18 protein-coding genes and 1 pseudogene are annotated in these 22,593 nt (G+C 49.3%); 10 read left to right on the forward strand and 9 right to left on the reverse strand.

Annotated features, from left to right (window positions below):
- Window positions 1-134: 134 nt before the first annotated feature.
- Complete coding sequence (locus NE547_RS15435) at window positions 135-365, forward strand: TipAS antibiotic-recognition domain-containing protein (RefSeq protein ID WP_256176378.1); 231 nt, start codon at window positions 135-137, stop codon at window positions 363-365.
- 45 nt (window positions 366-410) lie between these two features.
- On the opposite strand, the gene NE547_RS15440 is transcribed toward NE547_RS15435, so the two are convergent.
- From NE547_RS15440 to NE547_RS15470, 7 genes and pseudogenes are all read right to left on the reverse strand, one after another.
- A complete protein-coding gene (locus NE547_RS15440) occupies window positions 411-920 on the reverse strand; it encodes a helix-turn-helix domain-containing protein (RefSeq protein ID WP_256176352.1) in 510 nt (169 codons plus the stop codon).
- 73 nt (window positions 921-993) lie between these two features.
- Window positions 994-1,401 (reverse strand): SRPBCC family protein, encoded by a 408-nt coding sequence (locus NE547_RS15445; protein WP_256176353.1) that lies wholly within the window; start codon window positions 1,399-1,401, stop codon window positions 994-996.
- Window positions 1,398-1,955: a DUF3795 domain-containing protein gene (locus NE547_RS15450; RefSeq protein WP_256176354.1), complete on the reverse strand. Its 558-nt coding sequence runs from the start codon at window positions 1,953-1,955 to the stop codon at window positions 1,398-1,400. The genes NE547_RS15445 and NE547_RS15450 overlap by 4 nt, the downstream gene beginning before the upstream one ends.
- Window positions 1,956-1,968: 13 nt before the next feature.
- A pseudogene (locus NE547_RS15455) lies at window positions 1,969-2,388 on the reverse strand (nuclear transport factor 2 family protein).
- A 10-nt stretch (window positions 2,389-2,398) separates the two neighbouring features.
- Window positions 2,399-3,031 (reverse strand): GyrI-like domain-containing protein, encoded by a 633-nt coding sequence (locus NE547_RS15460; protein WP_256176355.1) that lies wholly within the window; start codon window positions 3,029-3,031, stop codon window positions 2,399-2,401.
- 2 nt (window positions 3,032-3,033) lie between these two features.
- Entirely contained in the window at window positions 3,034-3,354 is a 321-nt protein-coding gene (locus NE547_RS15465; RefSeq protein ID WP_256176356.1) for a TfoX/Sxy family protein, read from the reverse strand.
- A gap of 1 nt (window position 3,355) precedes the next feature.
- Window positions 3,356-4,264, reverse strand: a complete 909-nt coding sequence (locus NE547_RS15470; RefSeq protein WP_256176357.1) for a YafY family protein — start codon at window positions 4,262-4,264, stop codon at window positions 3,356-3,358.
- A 145-nt stretch (window positions 4,265-4,409) separates the two neighbouring features.
- On the opposite strand from NE547_RS15470, the gene NE547_RS15475 reads away from it, so the two are divergent.
- The gene (locus NE547_RS15475; RefSeq protein ID WP_256176358.1) at window positions 4,410-4,859 is read left to right on the forward strand and encodes a GNAT family N-acetyltransferase; all 450 of its coding nucleotides are present in this window, start codon (window positions 4,410-4,412) and stop codon (window positions 4,857-4,859) included.
- Between the two features lie 82 nt (window positions 4,860-4,941).
- Here NE547_RS15475 and NE547_RS15480 read toward each other — a convergent pair whose 3' ends face one another.
- Together NE547_RS15480 and NE547_RS15485 are read right to left on the reverse strand one after the other, a co-directional pair.
- The gene (locus tag NE547_RS15480; protein ID WP_256176359.1) at window positions 4,942-5,514 is read right to left on the reverse strand and encodes a GNAT family N-acetyltransferase; all 573 of its coding nucleotides are present in this window, start codon (window positions 5,512-5,514) and stop codon (window positions 4,942-4,944) included.
- A 63-nt stretch (window positions 5,515-5,577) separates the two neighbouring features.
- The gene (locus NE547_RS15485; protein WP_256176360.1) at window positions 5,578-5,937 is read right to left on the reverse strand and encodes a hypothetical protein; all 360 of its coding nucleotides are present in this window, start codon (window positions 5,935-5,937) and stop codon (window positions 5,578-5,580) included.
- A gap of 538 nt (window positions 5,938-6,475) precedes the next feature.
- Between NE547_RS15485 and NE547_RS15490 the strand changes: the two genes are divergently transcribed.
- The 8 genes from NE547_RS15490 (at window position 6,476) to NE547_RS15525 (ending at window position 22,581) form a co-directional block, all read left to right on the forward strand.
- Window positions 6,476-7,186 (forward strand): integrase, encoded by a 711-nt coding sequence (locus NE547_RS15490; protein WP_256176361.1) that lies wholly within the window; start codon window positions 6,476-6,478, stop codon window positions 7,184-7,186.
- Entirely contained in the window at window positions 7,183-8,151 is a 969-nt protein-coding gene (locus NE547_RS15495) for a tyrosine-type recombinase/integrase (protein ID WP_256176362.1), read from the forward strand. Before NE547_RS15490 ends, NE547_RS15495 begins: the two co-directional genes overlap by 4 nt.
- Window positions 8,152-8,205: 54 nt before the next feature.
- Window positions 8,206-8,523 carry a DUF6809 family protein gene (locus NE547_RS15500; RefSeq protein ID WP_370866860.1) on the forward strand — a complete coding sequence of 106 codons (318 nt, stop codon included), beginning with the start codon at window positions 8,206-8,208 and terminating at the stop codon, window positions 8,521-8,523.
- A gap of 440 nt (window positions 8,524-8,963) precedes the next feature.
- Window positions 8,964-9,179 (forward strand): helix-turn-helix transcriptional regulator, encoded by a 216-nt coding sequence (locus NE547_RS15505; protein WP_087216832.1) that lies wholly within the window; start codon window positions 8,964-8,966, stop codon window positions 9,177-9,179.
- An 82-nt stretch (window positions 9,180-9,261) separates the two neighbouring features.
- Window positions 9,262-12,534: a UvrD-helicase domain-containing protein gene (locus NE547_RS15510; RefSeq protein ID WP_256176363.1), complete on the forward strand. Its 3,273-nt coding sequence runs from the start codon at window positions 9,262-9,264 to the stop codon at window positions 12,532-12,534.
- A gap of 3 nt (window positions 12,535-12,537) precedes the next feature.
- The gene (locus tag NE547_RS15515) at window positions 12,538-16,785 is read left to right on the forward strand and encodes a PIN domain-containing protein (protein WP_256176364.1); all 4,248 of its coding nucleotides are present in this window, start codon (window positions 12,538-12,540) and stop codon (window positions 16,783-16,785) included.
- 62 nt (window positions 16,786-16,847) lie between these two features.
- Complete coding sequence (locus NE547_RS15520; protein WP_256176365.1) at window positions 16,848-20,072, forward strand: SNF2-related protein; 3,225 nt, start codon at window positions 16,848-16,850, stop codon at window positions 20,070-20,072.
- Complete coding sequence (locus NE547_RS15525) at window positions 20,065-22,581, forward strand: helicase-related protein (RefSeq protein ID WP_256176366.1); 2,517 nt, start codon at window positions 20,065-20,067, stop codon at window positions 22,579-22,581. Before NE547_RS15520 ends, NE547_RS15525 begins: the two co-directional genes overlap by 8 nt.
- Window positions 22,582-22,593: the final 12 nt, after the last annotated feature.

Genomic DNA, 22,593 nt, shown 5'->3' on the forward strand with positions numbered 1-22,593 from the left:
CCATTTTGACACCCTTTCCGCCTCTACTACGACAGGCAGATGCGAGTGTACCATATTGCATTCCTCTCAGCTGCAAACCTACATTTTTTGACCGGCGTTTTCTTACATTTTATCATTGGCGCTGACAGGAGCGGCTGGAGGCCGCCCTTCAGGCGGGGCTGTCCCCGGAGAGCGAGGAGGGCAAGGAGATTACCGCCCTCCACTGCCGGTGGCTCACCCTCACGGGGAACCGGTACGACCCGGCCAGGCACCGGGGGATCACGGAGCTCTATGTGATGGACGAGCGGTTCACCGCCTATTATGACAAACAGGTGCCTGGCTGCACCCGCTTCCTGCGGGACGCGGTTATCCACTGGGTAAGGTAAGACACAATAGATGCCTCCGGTTGTTGCCGGAGGCATCTATTTGCATCATGCTTTTCTCCGCGTCAGGAAAGCGCCCACCAGTGCCACAATCAGGGCAAAGGGGGTCAGCCGAACAAAGCCCCACTCAAAGGCGTGGATGGCCACGCCCATAACGGCGGTTTCCGGGGCGCTGTGATCCCAGCCCAGGTAGGGGCTGTTCACCACGGCCAGAACTGCGGCAACGGCCAGAATGCCCACGCACACCGCGATGAGTCCCCAGTGGAGGGCCGAGCGCCGCATGGCCTTTCTCCGGGCCAACTGCAAATTGATGATCTCCAGCTTTTCCGAGAGGGCTTTGATTTCGTCCGTCTCTGACTCCGCCACCGTCTCGCCCAACAGGGTGCTGACGGGAGTCTCCAGAGCCTCCGACAGAGCGATGAGCAGGTCGGAGTCCGGGACGGACAAACCCTGCTCCCATTTGGAAACGGTCTGCCGCACCACATTCACCTTGACGGCCAGCTCCTGCTGGGAAAGACCCTTGGATTTCCGGATGGCTTTGATGTTTTCATTGAGCATAGGGGCTCACTCCTTTCGCTCCACATTGTAGGAAAAGCGGCCCGTTGCCGCAAGCAACGCAGAGTAACACGGCTCATTTCAGCAGTTCTTTCCGCAAATCGTCCAGATATAGCCTCTGCTGCCGCTTCAGATAGCCGGGGACAAAGGGGTGCATCCACCAGTGCTTGGCATTGACAGTTTCAGTGCAATGGAGACGGGTGCCGTCCTCCGTTCCCTCGAAGGTGCCCTCCCAGGAGCCGGACATATTTCCGTTCTCCATGGTGAAGGCCCAGCGGCGGAAGGGCTCACAGGCCGTGACGGTGAAGTTTGTGGCATAGCCGCTCTTGGTGTGCTCCACGAAGTGGGCTTCGTCCAGCACCTCCACCCGGGCCAAATCGCTGCGCCAGGTAGTATGAGAAAGGTCGGTCACCACCTGCCACACCCGCTCCACCGGGCAGGGAAACTGGACGGTCACTCTGGAAGTCGGTCGGCATACGCTCACCCCTTCCTCGGTTTCTTGTTCAGTTTCAGGCCGACGCCCCGGCGGTCCGCCGCCTCCTGTAGCAGCTCCACGGCGGCCAGGGCTCGCTCCTTGATGGGCTGCGCTGCCAGTTCTGGCCGGCTGGTCAGTGCGGCCATCACAGAGCACAGATCCTCCAGAGGCAGGAGATAGACCGCCGTGTGGAACAGCGTCTTGCGGCGGCCGTCGTTGTAGTCTGCCAGAAGCGCATCCAGGATGGCCCGTTTTTCCTCCAACTGGGCAAGGTAGGCTTCCAGCCCCACCTCACGGGCCAGGGCGATGTCCTGCCGCCGGTTCCGGTGGGGCACGAAGGAGTCCCCTTCGTCGAAACCGTCGTAGCGGGAACAGGGGTACTCCGGGCACTCCCAGCAGAACGAAACGCCGCCGTGCTCCAGAGAGCATTTGGCAATGGCGCAGCTCTGGTTGCCCGCCCCGCCGCCGCAGCCGGGACAGTAGCCGCCAAGGTGCATGGAGCAAAGGCGGCAGTTCAGACCGCAGAGGGAAAAGCGGGTCTCTTCTCTGGTAAAACCTTTCATGACGTTTCCTCCCTCAGAACCACAGCGCCTGTTCCTCCCGGAACACCGGGGTGTCCCCCTGGACGTAGGGGTCATAGCGGTTTTCGTTGCAGCCGAATTCCTGCAAAAAGCAGATCTGGCCCGCCTCGTTCCAGCGGATGAGGGAGAGACCGTCAAAACTCTGGACGGTGCCGTCCGTCATGGCGCACCGGAAGGCCCATTCCACCACGGTCTGGTCTCCCTTGTGGAAATACTACCGGATGTCCCACCGCTCCACGGTGCCTCGGCCGTTCCACTCGTCAAACCACAGCTTGATCTTCCCGCTGCCGTGGTACTCCGGCCCCCAACTCTCAATATAGATGGCGTCCGGGGCGAAGAGCTCCTCGATGCCCGTGTCCTGCTTGCATAGCCACATGGAGAACCAGCGGCGGACGGCTGCCTCCCGTTTTTGCAGAAGCTCCATGTCATATCCTCCTTACCGGCTGCCGGATGACGGTTTTCAGCATTTCCGGCTGGGTGCGCCGGGCGTCGCTCAGGTAAATCTCGTGGTGGAAGCGACCCTGGCTGAAATCAAACGCATAGCCCTGTTCCGCGGCAAACGCCTCCATGGCCGCCACGGTGGCGGGTTCGTCGTCATAGGGGCCGATGTGCATACACTGGACGCACAGCCCCTCCTCCCAGGAGAAGAACTCTACCTTGGAGAAATCCCGCTGCTTTTTCTCCGCAGCTTCCCGGATGGCCCAATCAAAGACCTCTTTCGTCACAAATTCCGGCAGGCGAATGAGGGAGATCCACCGGGACTCCGCCTTGCGGGTGTAGTCCACGCCACAGATACCCTCCTGCCACCAAAGTCCCTCCAGGGGCGGCACCACATAGTCAAAGTAGCCCTCCAGACGGTGCTGTCCCAGTTTGCTCATTTTAATGGTGAAGGCCACCGCATAGAGCAGCTCCAGAGCCTGCTTGTAGGCTCCGCCCTCCTCGTTTGGGTCGCCCTGGCCCCGCACCGCCAGGAAGTTCATGGCGGGCACGGTGACAATGCCCGGCGTTTTTGGCAGCAGATAAAATTCCTTGTACTCCTTCTTGTAGTCAAAGGCCATGGTCATTTCCTCCGTTTTTGGGGCTGTGCCTGAAGGGCCAGACAGGTGAGGCGGGTGAGGGCGGTCATGGTGTCCCGGTCGTCCACGTCCTCCACCCAGAGGTAATCCCTGGCCCCTTCGTAGGGCGCGGCCTTGGGCAGATTGGGAAAGGCGGCCTCGCCCGCCGGGGTGACCTTTACAAACAGCTGATCGCCGCAGATGACGGCGAAAAACACGCCGTCACAGTAGAGGCCGTATTCGCCGAACATCTTCCGGCTGCGGATGGCGCCCGCCTGGCGCAGCTGCTCGGCCACATAGTCCACAAAGTCCTGGTGAGAGGCCATGTCAATCCCTCCTGTAACGATAGGCCAGTGTTTCGGTCAGTTCTCTCAACTGCTCCCGCAACTCCTCCGGCTCCAGCAACTCCGCCTTGTCTCCGAAGGTGAGCACCCAGCTGAGGACGCTGTCGGCGTCGGGAAAGCCGCCGGTAAAGCGCAGCCGGCCGGCCGGTTCCACGGTGAAACGGTCCGCGCCGTACTCCTCCACCAGCCGCCAGCGGCAGGATGGCTCAAAGAGGACGGTGACCTGGTATTTGATTGGGAAGATCCGCTCCGGCTCCAGGTCGGGCAAGGTAGAGGATCGAGGTTCAAAGGGTTCCCCGGCGGCCAGGTCCGTCGTGCGGTTCAGTTTGAACAGGCGGAAATCCTCTCGCATCCGGCACCAACCCCACACATACCAGGTGGACCAGTGGAACACCAGGTAGTAGGGCTCCACGGTGCGCACCGATTCCCCCTTGGGGGAGAAGTAGGTAAAGCGGATGGTGCGGTGCTGCTCAATGGCACCCTGGATCCGTTCAATTTTGGGCGGCAGGCTGGTCTTGTACCAGGAGGAGAGGTCGATGAGCATGTGGGCGCCGCCGCTCACCAGTCCGCCCGTCCCGGCGGACAGCTTTTCCATCAGCTGGGCATAACGCCGGGTGCCGCTGACGCTGTCCAAGCTCCTGAGGCCCGCCAGGATAGCCTGCATCTCCGGTGCGGTGAGCACCGTCCGATCCACCCGGTAGCCCTCCATGATGGAGATGCCGCCGCCCGCACCCTGAGCGGTGGCAATGGGGATACCCGCCCGACACAGGGACTCAATGTCCCTCTGGATGGTCCGGCGGGATACCTCGAACTGTTCTGCCAGCTCCGGGGCAGTGATTTTCTCCCGTTGGAGCAAAATGGACAAGATACCAATGAGCCGCTCCATCTTCATGGAATGCACCGCCTTTCTGGATTCTGTCTGCATTATACCCTAGGAACAAGACAACTGTGTGTCATATTTCTTGAAGAATTGCAGAGAGGCATATCCTATGGTATCATAGCTCCATCAAGGCTGTCAGGCGGAGGATGAATCACCCATGGAAATCAGAAAAGTGGAGACAGACAAAAAGAGATATCTCGATTTCCTGCTGCTGGCCGACGAGCAGGAGGACATGGTGGACCGCTATCTGGAGCGTGGGACCATGTATGTGCTGGAGGACGACGGCGTCAAAGCGGAGTGTGTGGTGACCGACGAGGGAAACGGCATTCTGGAGCTGAAAAATATCGCCGTGGCGCCCGCCGCGCAGGGCAGAGGCTATGGGAAAGCCTTGGTGGACTTTCTCATCCGGACTTACACAGGGCAGTATGCGGTGCTGCAGGTGGGCACCGGAGACAGCCCCTCCACCATCCCTTTCTATGAATCCTGCGGCTTTCGCAGACACCATCTGGTCAAGAACTTTTTTACTGACCACTACGACCACCCCATCTACGAGTGCGGGGTGCAGCTGGTGGACATGGTATATCTGCAAATGGAACTGAGCCCGTAGGCATATCAGTTTTTAACAAGCTATAAACAAAGAATACCGCCCGCCGACATACATGCACGGATGTTCAGCGGGCGGTATCGGATCAATCAGACTGCTGGCAGTTCCACTCTTTTTTCAAAATGGCATACTGCACGGTGTTTTCATACCTGGGGGTACCGTCGGGATTGTTCACGAAGGAGATGAATTCCAGGAACATGCCCTCCCGGCGCATGCCCAGCTTTTCGCACAGGTGCTGACTGGCAAGGTTGTAGTCCTCGGTATAGGCGTAAATGCGCCTTGCGCCCTTTTGGGAAAAGAGATAGTCGAAGAAGGCCTGGGCCGCCTCGAAGGCGTACCCCTTGCCCTGGTAGGCCTCGTTCAGCATCCAGCAGGGGCTGAAGGTGTCCCGCACGGCGTCCTCACCCGAGTGGGGCTCGCCCGCCTCCGGGTAGGCGTCGATCTCCCCGATCACCTTGCCGCCCTCCTTCAGGGTGATGGCAAAGTAGTACTCCGTCTCGCCCAGGCGTTTTTTCATTTCCGCTTTTGCCTCGTCCAGGGAGTGCAGCTTCATGCTGGCAAAGCAGTTGACCGCTGGCTCTTTCAGATACTCATAGACATCCGCCGCATCCGCCTCCAGAAAGGGGCGCAGGATCAGCCGTTTTGTCTCGATCACCATATTTCGTTACCTCAATCAAATAAAATAGGGTACAGCGGCGCATGTCTCCGCAGGCTATTGTTTTCACCAGTGCAGTTCGCATTTCCCGGAAGCACTGTGAAACTTCCACTGCAGATAGTATCGACTGGTTTGCCCATCCAGATGGATCGACTGGGTGGGATTTTGACTGCTGAGTTTCAGGAGCGGCTGCTTGTTCTGATCCAGCAGCAGGACTTCCGCCTCACCTTTGGTCAGCCGGGCATCCAAGGCAAACGCGTAAATTCTGTTTTCATAAAAGCGCCCCATGTGCCTGACCCATCCGGTGCAGGCATCCAGTTTCACTTTGTCTACGGCTTTTCCGGGCAGGAACACAAACACAATCGCTTTGATATATTTCGTGGCCGCAATCGCGCCCCAATAGTAAGGCAAGCCCTTAAATTTCATGTGCCCGTCCTCCTGTATCTCAGGCCCCTGCCTGTCATGGGATTATCTTGAACGAAAAGCGCTGTAAAATTGAAAAAATCCGTCAAAATCACAAGATTTTGACGGATTTTGGTCCGAGTGGGGAGACTCGAACTCCCGGCATCTTGCTCCCAAACGTGTGTCGGAACTTTCAAACAGCACTCTGCCGCCCTCTTTGGCCCTTTCCGCCGCTCCGGCAATTCCTCTTTGACACTCTTTTGCCCTGCGTGTTTCAAGCAAAACTTTCGCCTTTTGGGATGGGTGTGGGATTGGATTCTGTATATTAAAAGATGTTCCGCCCGGTTTGAGGGGCGATGACAGGCCAATCACCTCAGAGCAGAGGCGCAGAAACTGCGCCGCATAAACAAAGAATAAGGCACTCTTTACAAGTAGCATGGAAAGTTAACTCATTTTACCATGCCGCCGCACAAAAGACAACAAAGGCATACACGGGGCGATAAAGTAGTGGCTATTTCTCTCTTTCTGTGATATTGTTCTGTTACCGAAAGGAGGCGACGATATGCAGAAAGAAACTAACCTCACGGTAGGCCGGTGGTGCGACCGCTGGTTCTGCGAGAACCAGGGCAGATGGAGCGGCAGCACCGTGGGCGGATACCGCAACCTGATCTACCGCCACATTCTCCCCAGAATCGGGGACATCCCGCTGGCGAAGTTGACCGAAGACACCGTCACCAGCTTCTATGACAGCCTGGAAAGCCAGGGGCTCAGCGCCAGAAGCGTCTGGTGCGTCCATCTGCTCCTGCGGCGCTGCATGGATGAAGCGGCCCGTGACCAGCGCATCCCCTACAACCCGGTACGGCTCTGCCAGGAGCCACAAGCGGAAGAATATAAAACAGCCCCTTTGCGCCTGGGGCAGCTCCAGCGGTATCTGAATGCGGCGGAACAACTGGGCGCACTCCCTCTCATCTACACAGGACTATCCAGCGGCCTGCGGCAATGTGAACTCATCACTTTGTCGTGGGCCGATTTTCATATCCGCTGCCGATACATCCTCAAGGGACAGCGCCTGCTGACTCTCAACAGCAAAGCGGAACATCTTCTGGGACGGATGCCGGAAATCGGCTTCTATGTGTTCCTCAACCCCAAGACCGGAGCGCCGTATCAGCTCCACGAGTTCTACTACCTGCACAAGCGTATTCTGAAACAAGCGGGGCTTCCGTGGATGGCCTTCCGGAATCTGCAGCGCCAGTGTATGGAGGTGGGGATATGACGCTGAAAGACTATATTCTCCGCTGGCAGAAAGTCTACGACAAGAACCAGAGCCGCCCAACCACATACGCAGCTCATGGTTATATCTTCAAAAACCACATTCTCCCCGGATTAGGGGACATACCGCTCTCTGAATTGACCGTAGAGCAGGTGGGAGATTTCCTGGAGGAGCGAAAACGCTTTGGCGGTCATCGCCCGGAAAGCCCCGAATATCCAGGGTTGGGGGAGCATACCATGCGGCACATCCACCGCCTGCTCCAGCAATGTCTGGACCAGGCAATCCGGGATGGGCTGATAGCGGACAACCCCGCCCGTGCGTTTCACTATCCAAGGCCAAAGAAGGTCAGCGCCAATATGCTGACGCCAGCAGAAGTGGAGGACTATCTGGATGCGGCGGAGCGGTTGGGCCACCTCCCCATGTTCCTGCTGGCGCTGACAGTGGGACTTCGGCAAGGAGAACTAATCGCCCTAAAGTGGAGCGACCTGGATGTAAAAGAGCGGACGCTGACCATCTCCGAGAAACGCGCCGTGGAACGACGGGAACTGGTGGAGTACGAAGGCGGCACCAGGATAGTCAGCCTGACCCCGGAAGCGGTTGAACTCCTGCACCTGGAGCACGCCAAGCATCCCAGCAGTCCGCTTATGTTCATGCACCCGGCCACGCAGAAGCCCTATTCACCCCAGATGGTGCGCCGACTGCACAATGAGATCATCAGAGAGGCTGGGCTGGATCACATCCGGTTCGCGGATCTCCGGCACACCTGCGCCGTCCTGTCGCTGAAAAACGGAGTGGACGCGAAAGAGGTTTCTCAGATGCTGGGCCACTTCAGGATCGCAATGACGCGGCAGAACTATGCACCATACCTGGCCCATACTGCCGCCAAAAGCGAAAGCACGCCCAATGAAGCATCCACGGAAGATCTTAGGGAAGCGGCAAATATTCTGGATAATCTTCTGAAATTCTGATGGATATTCTGCGGAAGGTGTGGTATATGTTTGGGTCACAAGGAGATGATGACGATGGAAAACAAACTGCTCAAAGAGCTGTATGATTGCTTTTATGTCCGCCCGGAGCTTGACGAACAGGAGAACGAAGTGGAGGAGTGCCACAAAGCGTTGATTGCGGCCCTGGAAAAACCAGAAAGCAAGCTGGTGCTGCGGATCATCGATGCCCAGGACTCTATTAGAGAACAGACCTCCCTCGACAGCTTTATCGCCGGCTTTGAGCTGGCTTGGAGGCTCTCAATAGAACTGCAAAATGACGAAAACGAGCGCTCTGCCTCCTGCCAAACCAGGAGGGCAGGCGCTCGTTTCGCATCTGAGGAGGAACCAGAATGAAAAAACAAATTGCCATAGCCTCAGCGATTACCGCCAATTTCGCCCTGCGGGCCACTGTGTCACCGCAAAACATAGTGGGCAAGAAGCACCAGCATCAAGCCCAACACACACGGTGGACGCGACCCAGGAGACGTTTCTGGAGCTGCCAGAACCAGCGGTACTGCAGGCACATGGGCCGACGCAAAAACTGAGCCACATAAACAAAGAAATAACTGCAGAAGTATACGGAGTGCTCCTGCCATCATAGAAATTACAGGGAGTCTTTCTGAGAAAAACCAAGAATCGTGCGAATGCACGATTTTCTTGCGCATTCCTGCTGAATATGCTATCATTATATACAACGCTGTCAGGTGTTGGAATAGATCTTGACGGCATGATCGCATAAACCAAATGCTCTGCCGAACGGCAGGGCATTTTTTTCTATCTGGAGGAATCTTCTTATGGCAGTCAGTTATAAAAAACTTTGGAAGCTACTCATTGACAAAGATATGAAGAAGAAGGACCTGTGTGCAAAAGCAGGAATTAGTCCTGCCTCGGTTACAAAAATGGGAAGAAACGGGCATGTAACCACAGAGATTTTGCTAAAAATATGCACAGCCTTAGATTGTCAAATCGAGGATATTTTAGAAATTGTGCCGGATAAAGAATCGTCCTGAAAAATGGACTTTTATTGTGAGAAAATATTATGTGGGCAGATGTAAATATATACTGCTTGTATAAGGAAGCGAGGCTTGCTCCATGGCAAAACTGATTGGAAGCGCACAATCCACTAACTTTGGAGAAAATTTGTTTATACGCAAAGCCCAGGAGTTTTTGGACGATCAGTACATCATTTACTGGAATCGTCAAATATATGGCCGTGAGTTTGATGTCTGTATCCTTATGCCAGGAAAAGGCATTCTGGTTGTGGAATTAAAGGGGTGGCGTGAAGAAAATATCCTTCGCATTGAGAATAGTGATACCATTATAATCAAAACAAACGAAGGAGAAACTCTTGCTACGCCACAAAAGCAAGCGCGCGGATATCGTTTTGCAATTGAGAGGCATATACGTCAAAATACAGGTAAGTTTCCATTAGTATTTCAAATGGTCTGCCTTCCCCAAGTTTCTAAGGATTTTTATCACAGAAAAAGGCTGGATGTGGTTTTAGATGAGTCATTCACCATATTGAAAGAGGATTTGGAGGATACATCTTCTTTCTACAAAAAAATTGATCAGGCATTATCAGAGGCCTTTCGCTGGAAAAGAGATCCGTTTGATTCAAAGACCATGTTGGAAGTTCGCAATCTGTATGAAACTGATATTAATCTGGATGAAGATGACGAATCTGAAATTGGAAAAGAGCAGGTGCATTCTTATCATCAGCATGATTATTCTCGCTTTTATTACTTCTCCGAAGCTGATGAATTGAATGGCAATGTCATCGAAGACATCAAAGTTCAGTATATGTACGGTTGCAAGCTATATTGTGTGTTCTCGAAGAAAGAGCAAATGCTATTTGTACTTAATGCTCTTGATGTAGCACTTACACAAAAAGGATTAGTACGGAATCGGGATAATATCGAAATCGCATTTGACGAACAGAAAAGCCATATTCCGCCTGCTACTTCCGTTAATGATATGTTCATGGGCTTTCACTGCTCCATGAGCGTATTGAGTGAGCCTTTTGGCAAGAATACTACTTCCTTTGTGATCCGTAATGGAAAATATAACCGTTCTCAAGAATCTATTCTCAAAAAGCTTAGCGAACAGAGCCAGTTTAATTTTGAGCAATATGAAGTTGAGCACGCTTCGCCGAAAAAGAACATTGTAATTCGCGCCGGTGCAGGTACTGGCAAAACCTACACGATGATTTCTCGTATTGGATTTATTTGCTATACCCAAAATGTCCCGCTGCGGAAAATGGCTGACCGTATTGTGATGATCACATTTACAAATGAAGCTGCGGATCAAATGGAGGAAAAACTCAAGACATACTTCAGGAATTGCTACCTGGTAACCTCCAACCCTGATTACCTGGAGATGGTGTCCAGAATTGAACACATGCAGATTAGCACGATTCATTCCTATGCGAAAGACTTGATTGCCCAGATGGGCACCGCATTTGGCTATGGAATCGACTTGAGCATAACCTCCAGCGAATTTTATCGCCGCAAAAAAATTACAGATCTACTTGATGAGTATATCTATCAGAAAAGAATCGAATACGGAAACGACTATACAGATAAGCTGGGGATGCCTGTTTACGCTATACGTGACAGTATTCTTGATTTCATTGGAAAACTGCATAATAAAAGTGTCGATATCAAAACTATTGAGCCTCAAGATTTCGGAACCCTTTTGAATAGCGAGGGCCACGGTGAATTGCATGAATTACTGGCCAGCGTGATCCCGGCTGTTGAACAAGAATATCTGGGGGAACTTCTGGAAAATAACAAAATCCACCTCAGTTCTATGATGTCTATCCTTAATCGATTCATCAATGATCCAGACAGTGAGAGCAGAATCAGAGATTTAAAAATAGATAAAGGTGCTCAGCAGTTTATGTTTGTTGATGAGTTTCAGGATACAGATGACTCTCAAATTGAATCTTTGCTGCGGATTGCCCAGGTGCTTGACTATAATCTATTCCTTGTAGGCGATATTAAGCAGTGCATTTACCGTTTTCGTGGCGCAAAAGAAAAGGCTTTTGACCAATTAGGAATTGACAAAAATCCCGAGAAGTGGTTGGAGTTTTCTTTGCGGCGAAACTATCGCACGGATAAGTATTTGCTGGATATTTTTGACCGTTCTTTTGCTGCATGGGGTGAAATGGATGAAGAGTTGCTTACCTACGATGCAGCCAAAGATAAACTAATCGGCACAAGAGACTATAACGGGAAATACTTGGCCTCCAAGAGCCGGTTCTACCGGCGACTTCCGGCAGCAAATGAAGAGATGCGGATTCCCATTCTTGTTAAGGAGATTAAAAGAATCCAGAAACGCATTCAATACGAAGAGAGCCACGGAATGAAGCTTTCCGCAAAGGAAAAGAGCATTGCGATCCTGGTTCGTGAAAACTGGCAAGCTGATATGATTCGTACTGACTGTGCCAAGCTTGGAATCAGCGTACATACCAACACGGGCGGGGACTTATATATGTCCCAGCCTGCTATGGACATGCTCACTTTGGTCAATGCCCTGGTTCATTTTGACGAAGCTGACTATCTTTACAACCTCGTAACCTCAAATTTCTTTAATCTGGATATCCCCAAATCCAACCTCTATGAGATACGTATGAAGATTCGTAACGGAAAATGGAGGGCGAAGGCAGACGAGAAAGAACAGGTGAATTACCTTATTAATTTTATGAATCTGATGCTTGCGAACACCGTTGATAAGAATAACAGATGGGAATACATTGTTGCAAGCCTTAGAACACAGCCCGTTCTTCAGGCCATCCGCAAGGTGTACAGCACTCTTGAACCCTGGAAACACTTCAGCGACAATCCTTGGAAACAGCATTACTATCAGCTGAATGTTGATTTGTTGTTTGAGCAGCTCATCAACGCTTGCAATGTAGATCGACTTACTATTAACACGTTGCAGGAGCATCTTTATAATAGCATCATTTCTCAGGCCTCTGTCGATAGTCGAACTCCGGCCAGCAATGAGGAAGAGTCTACCATTCAGTGTATTACAGTACATAAATCGAAGGGACTTGAATATGGCCATGTAATTCTGCCGTTTTGCTCTGCTTCCATGGATTTTATCAAAAGGACGCAGTTACATATCAGCACGACCAAGTACCAGGGCCGATATCGTATTGGTTATAGCATGAGTGTGGGTAATTCCGGTCAAACTGTTCAAAATGATTTCTATGATGAAGTCATTGAGAAGTCTGAAAAAGCTCGGGAGGAAACTCGCATCCTCTATGTTGCTATGACAAGGTCGATTCGCTCATTCTCCTGGGTGGAAGTTCAGGGGAAGCAGAACCTATCTTGGCAGAATCTCATAGAAACAGAGGTGTAAGAAATGCCGTTCAAAATCTACACATATGAAGACCCTTATAAGTTAGATAAAGCGGATTTCTGGGATGAGATTTCTGCCTTGCCACACTTCTGTAGTGCAAGAACCCTTGTAAATGGCCTCAAGGATGTTTTGGGTGATCAAATTGAGGGTTTGATTTGTCCATTGGATGAACTGGTCAAACACGAAGATGTTTATATGCAGTGGACGGATAATATCAGCCTTCGGATTCAACAGTATAGTGCTTTCTCAGCAGTGTTCAAGAAACTGTTAGAGAAACGGAAAATCAGCAAGCCGTTCCACATGGCTTTGGCTCACAATCAAAATCATTTTCTTGAAGCTGTCCGTCTCTTCATAGAATTGGATATCGGTGCATCTGCTGTTGATGCAAGCAAGGGAAACACGGAGCAACGGCTCTTTGTCTATATGCTGAAGCAAGCACAGCAAAGTTCGCTTTTCCGGTTTCCAGAAACTCCTTGCCGTGAAAAGCTCAAAGAAATCGTTGTGTCTCTTGCAAAAAAGGAAGTTGAAGAGTGTACTGGAACACCACAGGAAGTAAAACGTTGTGAAAGAGCTGTCGGTATTACCAAAGCGCAACCCTTTGACAGCATTGTGGTTCACGGTGTGCATCAGTTTACGCCGGTACAGCTCCGGCTTTTACTTGCTATGGAAAAGATGGGGATAACCATCATCTTTTTGTTCAATTATCAGAAGAAGTATTCCAAAATTTATTCCTCCTGGAATGAAATCTATGGTTGCTTTGAAGTTCCTGTTCACCATGATACCGCTGTATGTGAATATGAGCTCCCCACAATGCAAAATCCCAGCAATGCCCTGGCCTGCGCAATAGGCGAAATTTGCGAAGATAGAAACGCAGTAGGCGGTCCGTTACTTAGAAAATGGCATAAGCTGTACAAGAGTGTTCAGCTTATGGAATTTGCGAACATTACGGAGTATGCACATTTTGTTTCCAATCACTTTGATGCGGCGATTCAGCGATATTCTGAATCGCGTAGTGTCATGGAGAGAGGCAATGATGTATGGAACAATGCGGCTGTTCTCCGACATTTGGATGAACAAGTATACACAGCAAACAAAGATGTTCACACCTTGCTTAAAATCTACTATCCTGAATACGCCAAAGATCGTCACTTCCTTTCCTACCCCATCGGACAGTTCTTCTCTGCGATTTACCGTTTGTGGGACTATGAGCACAGACAGATCATTTTCGATATCAACGCTATAAAAGAGTGTTTGTCTTCCAATATCCTCAGTGTAGCTCCAGGAGAAGTACTGCTGCGGACCTTCTACAATGTTGCAATTCTCTTTGAAAATGTGACAACATACGAGGAATTTCAAAGCAAGATTATTGAGGGCTATGCCAAAAACTATGATAAGCTGGCGGCAACACCGGGTACGGATACACTTTCCGAACTGAAAAATCTATCCGTTTACAACAAGTACAAGGTTGCAAAGAAAGACTTACTTACGCTCATTCGGGCAATTGAAGAGATCAATGAGATTGCTACCTATCTGTTTGCTCTGGACAATTCTCGTGAGGATTTCATCAATTTTGGAAAGCATTTCCGCAACCTCGAAGAGTTTCTCAAACAGCGTGAGTTAGCTCTGGCCAATGAGCAAGAGCGAGCCTTGATTTCGGATCTACAACTGCGCCTCGATAAAATAAAGCCGGAAAACTCTACCTTCTCCGGTACATTTAGAGATTTGCAAGAAGGACTATATTATTATTTGAAGCAAAAGAACGATGAAGATCAAGGCGTAGACTGGATTGTAAAAAACTACGAGCAGATTGACGGCGATATTCTACAGAGCAAACGTCAATTTGAGAAAGAGCAACGTAAAGTTTACCACTTTGCATGTGTATCGGATCGCGACATGAATATGAGTGTCAACGACCAACTCCCGTGGCCTCTCACGGACGAGTTTATTCGTGCTGCTTATTCCCCCATTGATCTGCAGTTTCAGGTGTACTACACCGCATTGGGTGAACGTAGCAATTTTCTTAGATATGCTCTGTTTTACGGTCTGTGCTACAATCGCTGTGATGTTCGGCTCAGCTATGTGAGGCAGTATGGTGACGAAACAACGGAACCTTATGCTTTACTGTCCATCTTGGGATTATTACCTAAGGCTGATCTGATTGAACGCGTCAATAAACCTGTTCCATTTTCAATATCCGTTGGACAAGATGTGACCAAGGGTGTTAAATATGACCGATATCAAATGATGGATATGTTTTTATGCCCGTATCGCTTTTTCTTGGACTATGTAATGGAAGATGGCCCGGTTATACAAGGAAATTTCCTGTACCAAAAATATTTTGAGAATCTACTAATTGAAGCAGTTTGGAAGCGAATTGGAAAGCAAAATCGCTCAGACGTGATGAAATTTTTACCCAAAATTTTGGCGCAGGAGACTCAAAAACTTGAACCCTACTTTAAGTTTTGGAAATCAACCGAGATTTTAGACCTTAGAGCAAGAGCAAAGAATTACCTTGTCCATGAAATAATTACAGAAGATCATGGAACAACTGTAAAGCCCTACGATCCTTCCCACATGCAGACGCGAAAACTTTTTGGGACGGCTCTATTTTCTGTTGATATCTCTGAAGTTGAAATAAAAAACCCATATCATGAATTTGAAGCGCTTACAAGAAGAGACGGCTGGAAAAAGATTTATTCACTCCGTAAGCTGCCAAAACCAGAGAATCAAATACCGGTCGATACTCTTCGTGGCGAAACTAAAAATTATCTCAACCAGACATTTGGAAAAGGTAAAACAGCGATTCCCTCTGATTGGTGCATTTATTGTGTGCATAGAGGAAATTGCATGGAATCTTTCTTGTGTAGCCAAATCAGCATGTCCAGCTCCAGGAATGAACCTCGAAGCAATTGGGAGTCCCATACAAACACCTCTGCCAAAGCTTTGCAGCCTCCCGTTTTGGAATCTCCAACAGTGAATATAGAAGAACCCCTTGTTTTGAAGCCAGTTACGCATGGGGCACTGGCTACCGATGCTACCCATGACGAGGCTGAAAATGCTGTTTCTGCATCATCTCCACCCGCCATTCCTGATCCTACGGTCGAGAATACATCTTCCGAAGGCAAAGTTGCGCCAAACGAGTGGGGTAATTTTGAGCAAATACTAAAGACCATTCAAGAAATGGTAGAAGGCAACCGCCAGGAAATCCAAAGCCTTAAAGGCGAGCTTACCTCGAGAAAAAGCCGCCGTGAGGATACCACTCGCATTGAGGCTCGCTTGGCAGAGGAAGAACGTAGAAGTCAGGAGCTTCTGGACAAGCTTACAGAAACAGAGGATCGACTGGCCACAACAGAGGCCCAGAACCGCGACCTCTCTCATACTGTCAAAACACAGGATGCACTACTGGAGAGGAAACGAGCACTTGAATTCACAGAGGATGAACTGGAAGAGTTACACAGGTATTCTACGATAATTGTGTTTGACACATGCTCGATTATGAATTATCCGAACCTACTCGATGGGGTAAATGATGGTGAGCTTGTTGTAGTTCCCAAGGATGTAAACAATGAACTCGAACACCATAAGACCCGTTTCGGCGCGGATGAGCGAAAAATCAAAGCGCAGCGGGCTATATCAGCAATCTTTAACTACAAGCGGTATTTCCCGCTTACTTACGCTGAAGGTTTGACTGATTTGGTGCCCAATGTTTACCATGCAGATACCGGAGAGAAGGAACAAAACGACAATATGATTTTGTCTGTGGCCCTCCGATATAAGTGCTATACGGATATTCCTGTCATTTTTATTACCGATGATAGAAGCCTTTCCAATAAGGCGTCCGGCGAGGGGCTTGAGGTATGGACAGCAAAGGACTTCCTCACTCCACCCGAATCCTCGTTTGAGGATGTGTCTCAGGCGGTTGTGAGCGCAGAAACAGTAGTAGGTGCTGAGCCAGCTGAAAGCAACGAAGCAACGCAAATCACAGCAGAGAAAACAAGTGCGGTTGCAGAAGCTGAGAGACGGGCAAAAGCCCAGGAAGAATACCTTGCCCAAAAACTTAGTCAGAAGGTACTTCACTTAGAGGCAAGTCAGATTTCTGTTTTACAGAACAATGGAATTAGAACGCTTGCTGATTTTATGGCCCAGACCGAGAGCAGTTTTGCGGGCCTGAAAGTCAAGAAAGGTGTTCCTTTTACTGCAAGATTTCTAAAAGAACAAGAGCGTATCAAGCGTAAACTCGAAAATCTATAACACCGCAAGAGGCTACCATGCAGCATTAGTTTCTTGCTTAAGCTGAGAAAGGAGAGCTGCGTATGTTGGTAGGATGTTACTATCGCTGTCCCATCGTCGTTGAAGAAGGTGACAGAGATCATCCCAGGTTTTATGTCCTTGCTCAGCTTGTCGAGTATAACGAAATTGCCGATGCAGTCAAGGTCGAAATGCACGATCTATTGGGCAGCAGGCAGTACTATGGGGATTTATTTCAGCACAATGTGTTCTTTTCTCGAGCGGTGACTCGTTGCGAAGCCTGTCCGGGTGGTGCTGTTGAAGGGCGTTGGGGGCGAGGCACAATTGTGTCTCGCGCCTCTGAACCCTATTCTGAGGACGAACCCTACCGGTATTGGATTAAACTGCCAAATGGACGGCATGTCAAGGAGTGCGAAACGGAACTCAAGTTTGATTATTCGCAGATGAACTTCGCGCCTGATAAGCAGCTCCGAGCCTATGAGTTCCAGCACCCCACTTGGTTCATCAATCATCTCAAGGTAAGCAAAAACCTTCACCTTGTAAACAACGCAACTTATGGTTTCCATGTACTTGCCGGCTGCCGAGCTTTTCTGCTCCCGCACCAGATAAGCACGGTGGCCCGTTGCTTTGAAACCACACCTGTCCGTTATATGCTGGCTGATGAAGTCGGCTTGGGCAAGACAGTCGAAGCATGTTCTATTCTTAGTATACTGGCCAGTGAAAAGAAGGATCTCCGGGTACTTATCATTGTCCCCGGAGCATTAGCGAGCCAGTGGAAAAACGAGTTACACTACAAATATGGCCTTAATGCGGCTATTGCCTCGCCTCGTGCCCAGATTTGCTTGCTTCCTATGGAGGATATAGGAAAATCGTTATTGATTCTTTCTATGCCCTGGGATCTCGCTATTGTAGATGAAACACACCGACTTCTTGCCAACGATACTTGGTACAACCAAGTGCAGAATCTCAGCAGGAAAGTAACACATATTTTGCTCTTGTCTGCAACTCCTATCCAGGACAGAAACGAAGAGTATCGTCGTCTGCTTGCACTACTCAATCCAGAGCAATATGAAGCCATGTCTGCTGAACACTTTTCCTGGATGGTAAAGCGACAAAAACGTATCCAGAAGTCCGCCAATCTTCTTTTGGGATATTTGGAGCGCTATGACGGGTACACAGAAATCGTCTTAGACGACCTGAATGGTATCGTAGAAACACTTGAAGATGCAGCCCTGGAGAAGATGGTCAAGGACATTGATCTTAGCGCGGCAGATCAAGGGCTTTCCAAGGTTAAGCAAGCTTTAGCGTATATTTGCGAGAATTACAGGATCGAGCGAAGAGTGATCCGAAATCGACGCCAGTTGATTTCCGAAAAGATGGCTCGTCGGACCTTGTGTGCTATCCCGTATTCACCGCTGTCTCTCAACGAAAACTATAATGAGATAGGAGCAATTCAGAACACTCTCGCCTATCTTGCTGATAACGGCGGAGATGACGAAGAATATGTGACCCAAACTGCAATTCCTCTTCTTTCTGCGTTGTTTAGCAGCCCGTGGGCATTTGAAGACACCCTGCATAAGCTCAAAATTAGTGACGGGATATTGCTGGACAGCGCAGCCGCGTGGAAACGCCAAGCGGAGAATGAGCATAGTTTGGTGAATGTCGCTCTTGATGAAGATCCTGATCTCATCAAAGGCCGCTTAATGACTGCCATGAACTACATTGACCAGGAGACAGATATCTTGGACGATGAAACCTGCAAACTGGTCGTATTTACAGCGCACAACGCTACACTTGTTCAATTTCTGAAATTGTTCAACACGCGATATGCCGATATGGGGATTCATGCGGTGGCGTTTGGCAAACACATGGATCGAGATGAACTTGAAGACAGTGTATATGCCTTTCAAAATAATCCTGCGTGTCGGGTAATCATCTGTGACGAAACCGGTGGTGAAGGCCGAAACTTCCAGAACGCCTCCCAGATTATCCATCTTGATTTGCCGTGGAATGCCAATGCACTTGAACAGCGTATTGGCCGCTTAGACCGGTTGGGGCGTGACCCCAACATGGATGTTTTGTCTGTTGTACTTTATGCAGATACTTCTGTTGAGGAGCAGCTCTTCCACATTTGGAAAGACGGCATGAAGCTGTTTGAGCAGTCCCTGAGTGGCCTTGAAATCATCACGGGGGAACTAAACGAACTGATTGTTGATGCTCTGCTGGATGATTACTATACCGGCCTTACTAATGCGTTTGATGATATTCTGGATCAAGCAGAAGAAATGCGGGAAAGCGTTGAGGACGAGCAGGATTTTGACCTTGGAGCCACTTTGTATCGTCCCTTGTCCCAGGGGATTGATAATGTTCTCGGTATTTACGCATCGGAAGATGACAATCTCTTTGCCACAGCCATGATGGGCTGGGGAAAACAGGCTGGTCTTTCCCCGGAAAAGCCTACCAGTTCTGGCTTGATTGAGTTCAGAGAAAGCACTTTCAGCGTAAATGCGGCAAGGCAGTCTCTTTTCATTCCTCCTGAGTGGGATAAATATACCAATTCCTCCATTATGAGAAGAGAAGGCAGGCTCCTTGGTTCCTTTGACCGCCGGACTGCTGCAACCCGAGAGGATATTCTTTTCTTTGCACCGGGAGACCCTGTTTACGATTCTATCATCTCAAATGCAGTGGGCTGTAACAGAGGCAGATGCACTGGTATCGAAACGGTTGTAGCATACAACTATGATGGCCTTGTATTCATCTACAATATCGCACCAAAACTTGACGAGTTGCTTGAAAATGGGATTCCCCTACAAACATTGGCGCAATATAGAATGTACCTCCCACTCAAACAGATTATTGTTACTGTGCCCTTAACAGCCCGAAGCAAAGAAGTTCCCGAAAAGGAGATAATCAATACTCTGCTTGCTCTGCGCCCCAATAGCGTCAACCACCTTGGACGGCGTGGCGGCAGCAAAATGTCAATTTCGCCTTTGGAGCACTTTATCAGTCGGACCCCTCCCAGCACATGGGAACCTCTGGTTGATAAAGCTTCTGCAACAGCCTACAAACGGGCCTGTGCCAGACTTGAAAAGCGCTCTGATTTTGAAGCTGCTGAGAAAGAAATGCAGCGCGTTTTGAATGGTTATAGAGCAGAATGTATCTACTTTGAACGAGATATGTCCGGCGTTGATGAAAGAGCACATCTGTTTGATGTGACACTTCGGGCGCTCAAAAATGCAAAACCGGAGTTAGATGCAGTCTGTTTCTTGAGGGTGAGAAGTAATGGATAGTAAAGAAGTATTACAGCAATACATAGTGGGGGCCATGAAGTCCCAAAGTGCCATTGCGGAATTAGAGAAAAATCTTGTCGATACATCTGATTTTTTGAAAATGCAGGAGGCAGCAAGATCACGCTATGTAATTGGATTTATCCGACGCGTCGTTCAGTTCAAACGAGAAGAAGCATCAGCAAAGGATATATGCCTAAATATTCGTGACCTTATCTTAGTTCTTGGTCGTGTGAAGCTTACTGAAAAACTTTACACGGTTGTAAAAGAGTACGGTACAGAGTTCGATCTCGTGTGTGAAAATGACCTGCAAGTGTCTTGTTTACACCATATTCCAGAATGGCTTGAACCTAATCAATACATCAAGGATGTGTACGCCCTTCGCCATGACGATGGTATTGAGCTTGAAACTGAATCTTCCGGTGATGCGATACTGGCAACACATACTGGCTTTAACGCCTATAAAAGTTTTGAACAAAAGGTAGCCGTTCATACCGCTTTGAATTTACCCAATGGCCATACACTTCTTATTTCGCTACCTACTGGCGGTGGCAAGAGCTTGGTTACGCAGCTGTTGGCAAGTTCTTCTGACGGATTAACTGCTGTAATTGTGCCCACTGTGGCCTTGGCTTTAGATCAGTATTATGCAGCCCAGCAAAACTTGACAAACGGCACCGAGATTTATTGTTATCGAGGCGAACAATCTGAAATTGAAAGAGTCGAAATCATCAAAGCTCTGAAAGATAAAAAGACCCGTATGCTGTTTACTTCTCCAGAGGCAATTTTGAAGAACTCAGAGCTTCACCGCATATTGGACAATGCAGCAAAAAGTCACTATTTGACCAATGTTGTGGTTGATGAAGCCCATGTTGTTCCAGATTGGGGTGTATTTTTTAGACCCGACTTTCAGATTTTCTCTATCCTTCTGAAGAAGTGGAAATATGAATCGGAAGGGTTCATCCGTACATTTCTCCTTTCGGCCACGCTGTCTGATGATGTAGTTGACACCTTGTTTACACTGTTTGGTTCAGACGGTAAAAATGCTCAGGTTCGTTGTGATGCACTTCGCCAGGAGCCTCGATTCTATTTCCACTCTGCAAAGTCTCGAAAAGAACAAGTTGATAAGACTATCGAGGCCATCAAATTGCTTCCAAAGCCGATGGTTGTCTATGTGCTTGAACCAAGAGAAGCTAAGGAACTGCAAAAAAAGCTTCATGAATTTGGATACAAAAATATCCCCGTTTTCACCGGAGAAACCAAGGAAACAGACCGAAACACTATATTAACCAGCTGGAAAAATCACAACTTTGATGTTGTGATTGCCACCTCTGCCTTTGGTATTGGTGTTGACAAACCCGATGTCAGAACGATTGTCCATGCTTGCTGTCCTGAAAATCTGAGCAGATTTTACCAGGAGGTAGGTCGTGGTGGTCGTGATAGGCTTCCATCGCTTAGCCTGTTTATTCCTTATCAGAGCAGATACGATAGCGACGGTGATGTGCGTCGGGCGCTGGGCCTTGTCAGCAAAAGAGTTCTCACCGTTGACCGCGCGGTTATCCGCTGGAAGGGGATGCTTTCTAACCCTGCAGCAATGATTGATTTTGATGAATGTGTTTTGAACACTTCTGCCACACCTTCCACGATGACAGACGATGAGGCCGAGTATGCAGGAAACAGAAATGTTGCATGGAATGTAAACTTACTGCTGTTTCTGCATCGCACCGGATTTATTGACCTTCTTGATGCAAACTATGTATTCGACAAAAAATCGAATCCACCCAAAAAATACTATACAGTCACGATTAAGCTACTACAACCGGATATCCTCAGCGATGATGACAGTCTCACAGCTGCACTGACAGAACCCCGCGCCAGAGAATATGAAGCACAAATGGTTGGATATAGAATCATGAGTGAACTTGTATCCTCTCCAAAAGCATTGTGTTGGGGACGTGTTTTCAGACACCTTTTCCCGCTTTCCCGGGAAGTATGCAATGGCTGTCCAGCAGATCCTGAAGGCCGCATCACAAGTGATGATACTTACAAGTTGCGAACCGATCCTGAGATTAAGCTTCCAGCTGCACCTCCGACTCCACGTTTGGGGCGAAACATGGGGTCTTTTAATGAAATGATTATCAGCAGACCATCAACAGGACCTTGCAGCACCGAAGAAGTTGCTGTGATTGCAGCAAAGGCTTCTCAAAACAATATCGGTGCATTTGTTGTTCCAAGCCGTCTGTCCGATGAGATTGTTTACAATGGCATTCTCTTAAATTACGAAGAGTTCTATTATGCGGTTGCCCATTGCCCCTATCTCTTCGCTAAAGGTGTTGTCTGTATTTTTGACGGCGACACCGCCACAAACTTTACCCTGTACAAGAACCTTGGAAAACTGGATGCCTTTGGCTATCGTAAGATACTCTACTGCAACGAGAACACCATCGTTGCCAATGGTGGTAAAACGATAAGAGAGTATAGCGACGGTTATCCTATTCCGATTCAAAAATTCTAAAGGAGGTATTCG

The sequence above is a fragment of the Flavonifractor sp. DFI.6.63 genome, assembly GCF_024462255.1.
GTDB lineage: Bacteria > Bacillota > Clostridia > Oscillospirales > Oscillospiraceae > Lawsonibacter_A > Lawsonibacter_A hominis.

Excerpts from the sequence above, each read along its gene's own strand:
- NE547_RS15510 (WP_256176363.1), top strand. The coding sequence starts at position 9,262 with ATGGCAAAACTGATTGGAAGCGCACAATCCACTAACTTTGGAGAAAAT.
- NE547_RS15475 (WP_256176358.1), top strand. The coding sequence starts at position 4,410 with ATGGAAATCAGAAAAGTGGAGACAGACAAAAAGAGATATCTCGATTTC.
- NE547_RS15440 (WP_256176352.1), bottom strand. The coding sequence starts at position 920 with ATGCTCAATGAAAACATCAAAGCCATCCGGAAATCCAAGGGTCTTTCC.
- NE547_RS15480 (WP_256176359.1), bottom strand. The coding sequence starts at position 5,514 with ATGGTGATCGAGACAAAACGGCTGATCCTGCGCCCCTTTCTGGAGGCG.
- NE547_RS15525 (WP_256176366.1), top strand. The coding sequence starts at position 20,065 with ATGGATAGTAAAGAAGTATTACAGCAATACATAGTGGGGGCCATGAAG.
- NE547_RS15490 (WP_256176361.1), top strand. The coding sequence starts at position 6,476 with ATGCAGAAAGAAACTAACCTCACGGTAGGCCGGTGGTGCGACCGCTGG.
- NE547_RS15505 (WP_087216832.1), top strand. The coding sequence starts at position 8,964 with ATGGCAGTCAGTTATAAAAAACTTTGGAAGCTACTCATTGACAAAGAT.
- NE547_RS15470 (WP_256176357.1), bottom strand. The coding sequence starts at position 4,264 with ATGAAGATGGAGCGGCTCATTGGTATCTTGTCCATTTTGCTCCAACGG.
- NE547_RS15520 (WP_256176365.1), top strand. The coding sequence starts at position 16,848 with ATGTTGGTAGGATGTTACTATCGCTGTCCCATCGTCGTTGAAGAAGGT.
- NE547_RS15515 (WP_256176364.1), top strand. The coding sequence starts at position 12,538 with ATGCCGTTCAAAATCTACACATATGAAGACCCTTATAAGTTAGATAAA.
- NE547_RS15460 (WP_256176355.1), bottom strand. The coding sequence starts at position 3,031 with ATGGCCTTTGACTACAAGAAGGAGTACAAGGAATTTTATCTGCTGCCA.
- NE547_RS15500 (WP_370866860.1), top strand. The coding sequence starts at position 8,206 with ATGGAAAACAAACTGCTCAAAGAGCTGTATGATTGCTTTTATGTCCGC.
- NE547_RS15485 (WP_256176360.1), bottom strand. The coding sequence starts at position 5,937 with ATGAAATTTAAGGGCTTGCCTTACTATTGGGGCGCGATTGCGGCCACG.
- NE547_RS15495 (WP_256176362.1), top strand. The coding sequence starts at position 7,183 with ATGACGCTGAAAGACTATATTCTCCGCTGGCAGAAAGTCTACGACAAG.
- NE547_RS15465 (WP_256176356.1), bottom strand. The coding sequence starts at position 3,354 with ATGGCCTCTCACCAGGACTTTGTGGACTATGTGGCCGAGCAGCTGCGC.
- NE547_RS15450 (WP_256176354.1), bottom strand. The coding sequence starts at position 1,955 with ATGAAAGGTTTTACCAGAGAAGAGACCCGCTTTTCCCTCTGCGGTCTG.